The organism is Priestia aryabhattai B8W22, from assembly GCF_000956595.1.
Taxonomy (GTDB): domain Bacteria; phylum Bacillota; class Bacilli; order Bacillales; family Bacillaceae_H; genus Priestia; species Priestia aryabhattai.
Genome location: NZ_JYOO01000010.1, coordinates 21,190 through 33,277, shown reverse-complemented (window position 1 = coordinate 33,277; position 12,088 = coordinate 21,190). Strand labels below are relative to the sequence as shown.

Below are 12,088 nucleotides of genomic sequence, written 5' to 3'. Positions count from 1 at the left end.
TTATGTGGACGTTTCTTTTTTGTAGGTGAATAGAAGAATTTCCCTTTTGGTATTCAGGATAAAACAGGGGATGTTTGAAAAAACTATGGTTGCATTCATTAACGATGTTGAAAGGAGTTTCTAGATGTTACGTAAATTGCTTTTATTTGTGTTTACCATCATTATTTCATTTTCATGTTCAACGAAGATCGCCATTGCTAAAACAGCTCAGCCTACCATCAACGTGCCTTCTTCAGCTTTAAATATTTCAAAAGAAAATACGTATCCAAATGCTAGTCAAGACACGCCTTATTTGCAGCCGAGTGAGTTCACAAAAGAGCTCATTGAAACGTCAAATGTAAAAATTGAAAACCCTGATTTAATTCGTATATTAAATGAATCAAACATTTCTAAAACTCCATGGGCAATTGGGTTCAGAGCAACCATTTTTTTAGGACAGTGGCCGTTAAATTATGAATCAACAGAAACAAACGTTAACTGGCAGCACCAGCGAATCAATACGAATCATTATGATAACAGAGCAGGAAAAACTCAGTACAAAATGATGTACAGTCAGGAAAATCAAAGCCATGTAAAAGGCGGATTAACAGCAAAAGTGCCCCAGCCTGATCATGTTAAACAAATGATGCTAATTGAAGCAGCTAAAAAAACAAAGCTCACTTTATCATTTCAAACGTTTGTAGGTGCCGGAACGAAAAAAGACCAGGTGTATAACGTAGCTCCCAAAAAAGTAGGTTATCTCTATGCGTACACGCCTGCCGTAAGTGAAAAGGGAAAAGTGACGTATGGAGAAGTGTATGTAACGGTAAAAGGCAGCAAGCGTTCAATTGTGGTGAGAAATGTAACGTCTCAAGGAATTGGAGCATGGATTCCAGTACAAGATTATGTCTCCTTAAGTTTTGGGGCTTACGATCAGCCGAGATAACAAAAAAAGAGATTCCCACGATGGAATCTCTTTTTGTTATTTTGTAATGTTCGCTTGGAGTTTGCTGAAATCAGTACCTTGATAATAGCTGTTTTTCACCAAAATATTAGGTCCCAAACACGACACTGCTGAACAATGGCAGCTAAGTTCTTTAGAAATCGTGCTTTGTTGCCACGTATCAAAAGCGTCTGTAAGTTTTGTATCTTGAATGTTGCCAAGAGGAGGCGTATCACCAAAATCAGTTACGATGATATCTCCGTCGAAAATATTTACATTTAGGCGAGAACGCCCGTCTGGATCGTTTCGAACGGTTACATTTTTACTGCTATACAAGCGCTGTAAAAGCGTTAAGTCTTCCTCGTTATTACTGCATGCATAAAACGGTAACGTGCCGAATAGCATCCACACATTTTCATCTCGAATATCAAGAAGGTGATGAATAGCTTGACGCATTTCAGGAAGAGATAATGTTTCTAAAGTGCTGGCAAAGTCACTTGGATACATAGGGTGTACTTCGTGACGCTGACAAAGCATTTCATCCACAATTTGACGATGAATTTTTTCCATATGAGGAAGCGTACGTTTATTTAACATCGTTTCAGCTGATACCGTTACACCTGCTTTTACAAGCGCGCGGCTGTTTTCAATCATACGGTCGAAATATTTGGCGCGCTGCTCATAAGTAGGCTTTCGCTCCATCATTGCAAAGCCAGCTTCCACAAAGTCATCCATCGTTCCCCAGTTGTGAGAAATATGTAAAACATCTAAATAAGGAATGATTTGTTCGTAACGAGCAAGATCTAATGTTAAATTTGAATTAATCTGTGTACGGACACCTCGTTCATGTGCATACTTTAATAAAGGCACCACATAATTTTTCACAGAAGATAGAGACATCATCGGCTCTCCGCCCGTAATGCTTAACGCTCGAAGAGTTGGAATTTCATCGAGACGTTTTAAAATTAAATCAAGCGGCAGTGCGTTTGGATCTTTTGGCTGCAGCGTATATCCAACTGCGCAGTGCTCACATCGCATATTACAAAGCGTCGTTGTGGTAAATTCAACGTTTGTAAGCGTGGGTTTGCCATATTGTTTCATATCTAAATACGCTTCCCACGGATCGAACTCCGGGGTAATTCGTTGTAAAGTGGCCATAAAAAAACTCCTTTTATTTTTCCGTAAAGTGAAATGATGATGAAAACATCTCACGGTCCGTCCTGCTAGACTAAATTATACGTCTCATTCAAAACGGACACCAGTGACTATTATGGATTTTATTGCTTTTAGTTGTCAAATATGAAAGTATTCGTTAGGATATAAAGAAATACGAATGAAAAGCTATATCAGGAGGGTTTAAAATGGGAAACGCCGTTCGAGATAAAGATTCACAAGTACGTTATTTAAAAGATCGTTTAAATATGTTTGTACACGTATTAGACTCTATGGAGCCTGAAAACACAGACCTAGAAGACATTGACCGTTTGATTACAATGATTGATGACCTCGAAGCAAAATGTGAGCAGTTTAAAAAAGATAAAGAATGAACAAAGAAAAAAGCGCTAGAAAAACTAGCGCTTTTTTGCTTGAAGTGGAAATCCTCCTATAAAGGTCTTTCGAAACAATTTTTGAAGGAGTATAATAAATTTTGAAAGTTGTACGACAGATAGATAAATACATACATTAGCGGGATATGGGAGGAATTAAGTGATGATTGAAGCTTTAAAACAAAGCATGTACGATTTAATTGTTGAAACATCTACAAAATTGCCAAAAGACGTTCGACGTGCTATCGCAAAGGCAAAAGCGCGTGAAAATGCAGGAACTCGTGCAGCAATGTCTTTAGCGACCATTACCAATAATATTAAAATGGCGGATGATAATTTATCGCCAATTTGTCAAGATACGGGTATGCCAACATTTAAAATTAAAACCCCTGTAGGAGTGAATCAGCTTCAAATTAAAGAAGCGATTTATTGGGCAATTGAAGAAGCAACAAAGCACGGAAAGCTTCGCCCTAACTCCGTAGATTCGTTAACGGGAGAAAACAGCGGTAATAATTTAGGCGGCGGCACGCCGGTTATTAAGTTTGAGCAGTGGGAAAATGACTATATTGATGCGCGTCTTATTCTAAAAGGCGGCGGCTGTGAAAATAAAAACATTCAGTACAGCCTGCCTTGTGAAGTAGAAGGTTTAGGTCGAGCTGGCCGTGATTTAGACGGCATTCGTAAATGTGTGATGCACTCTGTGTATCAAGCACAAGGTCAAGGCTGTAGTGCCGGCGTCATTGGTGTTGGAATCGGTGGCGACCGTACAACAGGCTATGAATTAGCAAAAGAGCAGCTGTTCCGAAACTTAGATGATGAAAATCCAAATGCTCAGCTGAAAGAATTAGAAGAGTATGTAATGGAAAATGCTAATAAGTTAGGAATCGGTACGATGGGTTTTGGTGGAGAAACGACATTACTTGGCTGTAAAGTCGGCGTAATCAATCGTATTCCTGCTAGCTTCTACGTGTCAGTTGCGTATAACTGCTGGGCTTACCGTCGCTTAGGTATTAAAATCAATGCTGATACAGGAAGCGTTCAAGAGTGGCTGTATCAAGAAGGCGAAGAAGTAGATTTTAATAAAAATGCAGGCGCCGAAGAGAAGCAAAATGCGGATGAAACAAAAGAAGTTGTATTACAAGCACCTATTACAGAAGAGCAAATTCGTGAATTAAAAGTTGGCGACGTGGTGCGCATCAACGGTATGATGTACACAGGACGCGACGCTATTCATAAGCATTTAACAGATCACGATGCGCCAATTGATTTAAATGGACAAATCATTTATCACTGTGGTCCGGTTATGTTAAAAGATGAAGACGAAAAATGGCACGTAACCGCTGCAGGACCAACAACAAGTATCCGTGAAGAACCGTACCAAGGAGATATTATGAAGAAATTTGGTATCCGCGCGGTTATCGGTAAAGGCGGTATGGGTCCTAAAACGCTTGCTGCTCTTCAAGAGCACGGCGGCGTATATTTAAATGCGATCGGCGGAGCTGCACAGTACTATGCTGACTGTATCAAGAGCGTAGAAGGCGTTGATTTGATGCAGTTCGGTATTCCTGAAGCAATGTGGCATTTAAAAGTAGAAGGCTTTACAGCTGTAGTGACGATGGATTCACACGGAAACAGCTTGCATGCAGATGTAGACAAGTCTTCATTTGAAAAGCTTGAGCAATTTAAAGAACCGGTATTTAAATAAACATACGTCCAAAGCGTATGGTAAAAAGTAACGTTCATGAACGAGAAAATTGAGTGGATACTAAGCGTAAAATGACTTCCGAAAGGAGCTTCTTATGCGCCGATTCACCTTTTTTCTCGTTTTTTTATTTGTGATGTCAACAGGCATAGCATCTGTTGAAGCACAAATGTATCCAAACACTCCGATCAGCTGGGGATTTCAAAAAAGTAAAAATCACAAGCCCGCATCTGCAGGTACAGCTTATGAACAAATTCTTGCTAAGTATGATGCGTTTTACCTCGGAGATACAACTAAAAAAGATATTTATTTAACGTTTGATAACGGTTATGAAAATGGTTATACACCGCAGGTATTAGACGTGCTCAAAAAAAGAAAGGTTCCTGCCACGTTCTTTGTAACAGGACACTATTTAAAAGAAGAGCCTAAGCTAATTAAGAGAATGGTAAAAGAAGGGCATATTGTCGGCAATCATTCATGGCATCACCCTGACTTAACTCAAGTGGATGATGCGCGTTTTAAAGAGGAACTGCAAAAAGTAAAAGATGAATACAAGAATATTACGGGTCGTGATGAAATGAAGTATCTTCGCTCACCTAGAGGTGTATTTAGCGAGCGAACGCTAGCTCTTTCAAAGCAAGAAGGCTATACGAATGTATTTTGGTCACTTGCATTCGTTGACTGGAAAGTGAATGAACAAAAAGGCTGGCGCTACTCATACGACAATATGATGGCTCAAATACATCCAGGTGCGATTATGCTTTTGCATACCGTTTCAAAAGATAACGCAGATGCGTTAGATCAAGCGATTGTGGATTTAAAAAAGCAGGGCTATACGTTTAAAAGTATTGATGATTTAATGAACGAACGCAAACAAATGAAGAAAAGTCCTTCTAAAACGAAATAAAGATAAAAACCGACGGGAATGTTTCTTCTGTCGGTTTTTTGCTGTTGAAGTGTTATAATATGCGTTGATGTCTTTTTTAAAGCGATACGGTCTAATAGGTTTTAAGCAGCTAAAGACCGTTAATAACTATATAAAGAATTTAAACTAATCGGAGTTGGTCTCATGAATAAACCAAAAACTGAAATGAAAGTTCAAAAAGGACAAACGTTTCCGTTGACTATAAAAAGACTCGGTATTAATGGAGAAGGCGTAGGATATTTTAAGCGCCAAGTCGTCTTCGTGCCGGGAGCATTACCGAATGAAGAAGTAGTTGTAGAAGCAACAAACGTTCAGCATAAGTTTGCCGAAGGGAAAATCAAGCGAATTCGCAAAAAATCTCCTCATCGCGTAGAAGCACCCTGTCCTATTTACGACCAGTGCGGAGGTTGCCAGCTTCAGCACTTATCCTATGAAGGTCAGCTAGAATCCAAGCGCGATATCGTTCTGCAAGCGTTCGAACGTCACAGTTCATTAAAAAAAGTAGAAGAAAAAACACGCCAAACGATTGGCATGGAAGATCCGTGGCGCTATCGTAATAAATCTCAGTTTCAAGTCGGCGTGGACAAACAAAAAGTCATTGCTGGTTTGTACGGACTGAATTCTCACCGCTTGATTGATATTGAAAACTGTCCCATTCAGCATAAAGCCACAAATCACGTGACAAAAGAAATAAAACGAATTTTACAAGACCTTCAAATCCCTATCTACAATGAGCGTAAACGCCGTGGAATTGTGCGTACCATTGTATCTCGAGTAGGATTTGAAACGGGTGAAGTTCAAATTGTCTTGATTACGGCTAAAAAAGAAATTCCGAAAAAAGAGCTGCTGATGAAAGAAATTCAGCGCCGCCTGCCGGAAGTGAAATCGCTCGTACAAAACGTAAACGGCCAAAAAACATCGCTTATCTTTGGAGACGAAACGTTTACGCTCGCTGGAAAATCAGTGATTCAAGAAACGTTAGGTGATATCTCATTCGAACTTTCAGCGCGTGCATTTTTCCAGTTGAATCCTCTTCAAACGGTGAAGCTATATGACGAAGTAAAAAAAGCAGCTGCGCTAACGGGCAGTGAAAAAATTGTAGATGCATACTGCGGAGTAGGGACAATTGGCTTATGGCTTGCTAAAGATGCCAAAGAAATTCGCGGAATGGACACGATTGAAGAATCCGTTGTAGACGCGCGAAAAAATGCCAAAGACCATGGATTTGAACATGCCACATATGTGACGGGTCCAGCTGAAAAATGGATGCCGCAGTGGGTAAAAGAAGGCTGGAAGCCAGACGTAATCGTCGTTGACCCTCCGCGAACAGGCTGTGATGACAAGCTTCTAAAAACAATTTTACAAGTGAAGCCAAAGAAAGTGGTTTACGTTTCTTGTAATCCATCCACATTAGCGAAAGATGTGCAGCAGCTGTCGAAGGCTTATCATGTTGATTACATTCAGCCTGTTGATATGTTCCCTCATACGGCGCATGTGGAGAATGTGGTGAGTTTGACGTTAAAGAAATGAATAGAAAAAGAGTAAAGGGCAGATTTGATTCTGCTTTTTTTTTGTTTGTGATAGGATGATTTTTATCACAAATAAAAGAACAAGGTTTTTATGTAGTGTCTTCTTTCAAAGAAGGAAAATAAATGAAAATAATTTTTCTTATTGACAAAGCATCCAACTGGTATTAGAATAAACAACTATTCGACAGTCATTCTATTGACTGAAAAATTTAATACGTAGAAAGCTATGATTGCTATGGATCACACTATAGCAGGAGCAGCTTCTGGAGAGATCGCGATAGTTTCGCGACGCCGAAGGGTTCACAATCTCAGGCAAAAGGACAGAAGAGTACCGGATATTTATTTGGCATGTTACTAATTGTTAGTATGTACCATAATATTTGTTATTCTTATGACCATGAGATTGGAGCGCATCCAATCTCTTTTTTTATTGGACTTTATTTTGTAGTCCGCACGATTGTATCAAAGGTTTTATTGTTAGGAGGAGTTAGAGTTGGAACAACGAGAATTAAAGAGGGATTTATCCAATCGTCATGTTCAGCTAATCGCGATTGGAGGAACCATTGGGACGGGATTATTTTTAGGTTCTGGTAAAGCAATACAGCTTGCAGGTCCCTCTATCATCTTTGCTTATTTAATTGTGGGTATTGCGCTTTTCTTTGTGATGAGAGCGCTAGGAGAACTACTGCTGTCTAAAGCAGGTTATCAATCGTTAACAGATATTGCTGAAGAGTATCTTGGACCATGGGCTTCATTTGTCACAGGATGGACGTACTGGTTTTGCTGGATCATGACAGCTATGGCTGACGTGATTGCCGTTGGCGTATATGTGAAATATTGGTTCAATCTCCCTCAGTGGATTCCTGCACTTATTTGTGTGATTATTTTATTAGGGCTTAACTTATTAACCGTAAAATTATTTGGAGAATTAGAGTTTTGGTTTGCTTTAATAAAGGTTATTACGATTCTTGCGTTAATTGTGATTGGCGTTATTTTACTGGTAATCGGATTTAAAACGGATGCAGGATCGGTTACGGTTCAAAATCTTTGGAATCATGGAGGACTGTTTCCGAACGGGGTTTCAGGTTTCTTACTTTCATTCCAAATGGTTATTTTCGCATACGTCGGGGTTGAATTGGTAGGGGTATCGGCAGCGGAAACATCAAATCCCCAAAAAAATATTCCATCGGCCATTAATAAAATTCCGCTGCGAATCTTATTTTTCTATGTTGGAGCGCTTATCGTCCTTTTATTTATTAACCCGTGGATGGAATTAAATGCGGCAGAAAGCCCATTTGTTAAAACCTTTAGTTTAGTCGGAATTCCGCTTGCTGCTGGAATTATTAATTTTGTTGTATTAACTTCAGCCGCTTCTGCTTGTAATAGCGGAATGTTTTCAACAAGCCGTATCTTATATAATTTAAGTAAAAATGACCAAGGACCATCTACGTTTGCAAAACTGAACAAAAACCACGTACCAAGCAGCGGATTGTTTGTATCTACGCTGGTTATCTCAGCGGGAGCTTTGTTAAGCAAACTGATACCAGACCAAGCTTTTGGCATCGTAACAACCATTAGCGCTATTTGTTTTATTTGGGTGTGGAGTATCATTTTGATTTGCCATCTAAGATATAAAAAAACGCGTCCGCAGCTGCATGCAGCATCAACATTCAAAGCACCGTTAACACCATTTATAAACTATGTTGTGCTAGCGTTATTTGCAGTGATTCTTATTATTATGCTGTTTTCTGATGCGACGCGCCCAGCCTTATTGTTGACACCCGTTTGGTTTATTCTCTTATTTGGTTTTTACTGGGCTAGAAGGAAAAAGAAATAGTAAATTGACGACCTCATCATTTCGTGATGGGGTCTTTTTATTGGAGGATAAATAATGGATTTCTACTGCATGAAGAAAATGCAGGAAGCAAAGTTTATATAAGAACCCTAAAAAAATGTTTAAAACACAGTGAAAAAGCTCATAGTTTTCTGGTCGTAATGTAGAACCCAATGCTTTTCTTCTATGTCTAAAGGTGGAATTCTATCATTTACATGGAAAAGTTTTCATTTTACAGTACAATGGAGGTAGACTTCATTAGATTAAGGTGAACAAACATGAAATGGTTTAAATCTCATACGTTTTGGAAAATCTTCACGATTAATGTGCTTCTTATTTGTACCGTACTGACGCTAATGTTTATAGTTTCAAGAGTGATGCTGCCTAATATTTCTCAAGATCAATATCGACAGGTAACTGATAAAACCGTCAAGAGAATGAAAGAGCAAATTAACGTCGTGATTAAAGATATTTGGAGCTTGGGCGACGAGGTACAGCAAGATCCTATTTTTTTATCGGATGATGAACAAGAGATAGACAAAGAACTGCAGAAAATAGTTAATATTTCACCGTATATCGATAGCGGAACCATTTTTAATACAAAAGGGTATGTGGAGCATTATTACCCAGATGATTTAAAGAATATGAAGCACGTGAACTTAAGTAAAAGAAAATATTTTCAAGAAGCGCTGCGAACTAAAAAAATATATTTAAGCGATGTCGTTTCAGCAGACACAAAGCATTACATTGTGGTGATGGCGATTCCTATTTTGGATGAGCAGCAAAATGTAAAAAAAGTTATAAATTTAGCGCTGCGCATTGAAGAAAATAAAAGCTTTCAATCCATTTTTCAAACGTTCGATATAGGAGAGAACGGCTATACGTTTATTGTAGACCGCAATGGTAGAATTATTTCACACCCTGAGAAACAGAGAATCGGTGAAAATGCCAGGGAAAATGAAATCGTCCAGGAAACGATGAATCATAAATCAGGATATCAGCGCGTTGTGAACACCGAAGGTAAGTATTTCTTTGCGTCTTTCGAATATATTCCTGTTTTGGACTGGGGAATTGTTGCTGAATTACCCGTTGAAGAAATTTACAGGCCTTATGAAACGTTTGAAAAAACGCTTTGGACCGTTTCAGGTATTACAATTTTACTGCTTTCTTTTTTTACTGCGTTATATGCAAGGCAAATTGTGAATCCAATTCGTAAACTATACGAATTGGCGGGACAAGTAGCGCACGGGAATTTTAATCAAAAAATTCCAGAACGAGAAATTGAGCGGGGCGAAATCGGTACTTTATCTAAACAGTTTAATGAAATGATTAGCTATATACGCCATTCTAAAGCAAATTTACAGCAAAAAGAAAATCAGCTGCAGGAACAAAAAACGTTTTTAAGACAAGTCATTGACATTAATCCAAGCTATATTTATGCCGTTAATCAAAAAAGGGAGTTCATTCTTGTTAATGAATCTTTTGCGATACTGCTAGGTGAAAAATCTGATGACTTGATTGGACAATCAATTGATAAATATCAGTTCAACCTTCAATCAGATCTTTTATATAAAGGAGCGTTTTCAAACTGTACGCAAAAAGGGATGGTATTAGAAGAACAGTTTAAAGATTCGAAAGGAAACCGGCGGTGGGTCGAAACAGCAAAACTTCCTATTATGAATGAAAAACAGGAAGTGATTCAAATGCTGTGCGTATCGACAGATATTACGGAGCGTAAAAAAGCAGAAGAGAAGCTTAGAACTTCTGAGAAGCTTGCCGTTGTAGGAGAACTTGCAGCTGGAGTTGCCCACGAGATCAAAAATCCTTTGACGTCTTTAAAAGGTTTTGTTCACTTATTAAAAGAACAAAATCCCAAAGATGCTTTGTATATAGATATCATGGAAACTGAATTAGAACGAATGAATGGAATCGTAGAAGAATTTTTGATGTTAGGAAAACCTCAGGTTATGAATGTTGAACCCTTTAATATGCAAGCGCTTGTTCAAGAAGTGTGCTTGCTTCTTGAACCTGAAGCAGTGGAAAAAAAGGTAGCTTTCATATTTGAAAGGGACGACCAGTTACCACAGGTATATGGAGATAAAAATCAGTTAAAACAAGTATTTATTAATATTATTAAAAACTCTATCGAAGCAATGCCTGAAGGAGGGGGTATTCATATTACTATCAAAGCAAAAGAAAACCACCTTTGGCTGCAGCTTGCTGATGAAGGGCAAGGTATTCCTCCTGAACGGTTAGCGAAGATAGGCGAGCCTTTTTATAGTACAAAAGAAAAAGGTACAGGTTTAGGGCTGATGGTCAGCTACCGGATTATTAAAGCTCACCGTGCGCAGATGACATTTTCTAGTCAGTTAAATCAAGGAACAAGTGTGGATATATTGTTTCCAATCATAAAAAAGTAGGGGAAGTTCCCCTACTTTTATTATTATACTTATAATATATCAAAAGCTTTCATGCTACTAAAACAAACGAAAGCGCTAAAGAAGATATCCACAGGTTAACAAGAAGTTAACTGCTGAATTGTATAGGATATTCACAACTTTATCCACATTATTCACATTTTTTCAGAAAATTTACATAAAAATTACCCACTGTCATTTCAAGTTATGAAAGCGGTAATATACATATCCGATAAAGTTATGCACATTATCCACATAATTGTGGGTAAACTTTGTGGATATAGTAGATTATTAAAAAAACGTAAATCATACGCATAGAATCTTCGTGTTATTATCTTTACATAATATAAAACGTCCTTCCGATACACAGTGTACAGAAAGGACGTTGGGATGATCAAGCGTTGGATAGAGATGTTTTGCCTCACTTATTTTTTCGTGTAGCCGCCTGCACGATCCGCTTTTTTAAACTCGCGGCCGTAATAGATTTCTTGAGCGCTACTTAACGTATTTTTTGCGTTTTCTTTTCGTTTCTTTTCAGACATAAAAAAACCTCCAATTAACGTTTTTCGATCATGCTACTTATTTTTTCCAGAATCTCTCGTTTTTAATCATAAAAAAAAGCTCTCCGTGTAACGGAGAGACTCTTACGCTTCTTTAAGCTGGTGATCTTCTTGAACGTCTTGTTCGTGACGCAGGTAGTATAATGTATACAAGTCTTTTGGAATTTCGTATAAATCATATACGTCTTCATGTTGATTAATTTCATCGTATAAAGCTTTGTGTGTTTCATTCGCAAGTACTGCATAAGGCAGTTTTTCGGCAGCCTTAATAGACCTGATATTGATTTTACGAATTCGCATAAAAATTCGCTCTATATTTAACTCAAAGAACAGTTCATTAAAGAACGCTTCTTTTGCAATTTGATTATATCCTTTTCCATGAAACGGTTTGCCAAGCCAAGTGCCTAAAAAACCAGCTTGGTCCTGTACATCAAATAAATTAATGGTGCCGATAGGGTTACCCCATTCATCTAAAATCGTGCGAGAAATAATTTCTCCATGATCTTCTGCTTCCATCGTTTGTTTAGTCACAAATAAAAATTCTTCATAGGAATGGGCTTTATGACGAACAAAAGGGAAGACATCAGGATGTACCATGAGTTCGTATAGAGATTGACAGTCATTTAGGTCACGTTTTTTTAACATAACTTTT

The 12,088-nt window shown here is 38.2% G+C and carries 10 protein-coding genes and 1 riboswitch; of the genes, 7 read left to right on the top strand and 3 right to left on the bottom strand.

Features of this window, described 5'->3' with window-relative positions; genetic code table 11:
* Positions 1-124 precede the first annotated feature (124 nt).
* On the top strand, positions 125-925 hold the full coding sequence (locus N178_RS09745) for a YfkD famly protein (protein WP_028412446.1): 801 nt from the start codon (positions 125-127) through the stop codon (positions 923-925).
* A 36-nt stretch (positions 926-961) separates the two neighbouring features.
* On the opposite strand, the gene yfkAB is transcribed toward N178_RS09745, so the two are convergent.
* Positions 962-2,080, bottom strand: coding sequence for a radical SAM/CxCxxxxC motif protein YfkAB (yfkAB, locus tag N178_RS09740; RefSeq protein WP_045291972.1), 1,119 nt, complete (start codon positions 2,078-2,080; stop codon positions 962-964).
* A 203-nt stretch (positions 2,081-2,283) separates the two neighbouring features.
* On the opposite strand from yfkAB, the gene N178_RS09735 reads away from it, so the two are divergent.
* The 6 genes from N178_RS09735 to N178_RS09710 all read left to right on the top strand — a co-directional run bounded on the left by N178_RS09735 (position 2,284) and on the right by N178_RS09710 (position 10,879).
* Entirely contained in the window at positions 2,284-2,469 is a 186-nt protein-coding gene (locus tag N178_RS09735; RefSeq protein WP_013081532.1) for an SE1561 family protein, read from the top strand.
* A 163-nt stretch (positions 2,470-2,632) separates the two neighbouring features.
* Complete coding sequence (locus N178_RS09730; RefSeq protein ID WP_016762857.1) at positions 2,633-4,174, top strand: fumarate hydratase; 1,542 nt, start codon at positions 2,633-2,635, stop codon at positions 4,172-4,174.
* A 94-nt stretch (positions 4,175-4,268) separates the two neighbouring features.
* Positions 4,269-5,078, top strand: a complete 810-nt coding sequence (gene pdaA / locus N178_RS09725; RefSeq protein WP_045291971.1) for a delta-lactam-biosynthetic de-N-acetylase — start codon at positions 4,269-4,271, stop codon at positions 5,076-5,078.
* Between the two features lie 162 nt (positions 5,079-5,240).
* Complete coding sequence (rlmD, locus tag N178_RS09720) at positions 5,241-6,626, top strand: 23S rRNA (uracil(1939)-C(5))-methyltransferase RlmD (protein ID WP_045291970.1); 1,386 nt, start codon at positions 5,241-5,243, stop codon at positions 6,624-6,626.
* A 252-nt stretch (positions 6,627-6,878) separates the two neighbouring features.
* A riboswitch (glycine riboswitch) is annotated at positions 6,879-6,959 on the top strand.
* A gap of 159 nt (positions 6,960-7,118) precedes the next feature.
* Positions 7,119-8,462, top strand: a complete 1,344-nt coding sequence (locus tag N178_RS09715) for an amino acid permease (RefSeq protein ID WP_045291969.1) — start codon at positions 7,119-7,121, stop codon at positions 8,460-8,462.
* A 275-nt stretch (positions 8,463-8,737) separates the two neighbouring features.
* Positions 8,738-10,879 carry a PAS domain-containing sensor histidine kinase gene (locus tag N178_RS09710; protein WP_045291968.1) on the top strand — a complete coding sequence of 714 codons (2,142 nt, stop codon included), beginning with the start codon at positions 8,738-8,740 and terminating at the stop codon, positions 10,877-10,879.
* A gap of 422 nt (positions 10,880-11,301) precedes the next feature.
* Here N178_RS09710 and N178_RS25860 read toward each other — a convergent pair whose 3' ends face one another.
* Positions 11,302-11,418, bottom strand: a complete 117-nt coding sequence (locus tag N178_RS25860) for a YfhE family protein (protein WP_013055148.1) — start codon at positions 11,416-11,418, stop codon at positions 11,302-11,304.
* 102 nt (positions 11,419-11,520) lie between these two features.
* Positions 11,521-12,081, bottom strand: a complete 561-nt coding sequence (locus N178_RS09705; RefSeq protein ID WP_013055149.1) for a GNAT family N-acetyltransferase — start codon at positions 12,079-12,081, stop codon at positions 11,521-11,523.
* Between the last annotated feature and the right edge of the window lie 7 nt (positions 12,082-12,088).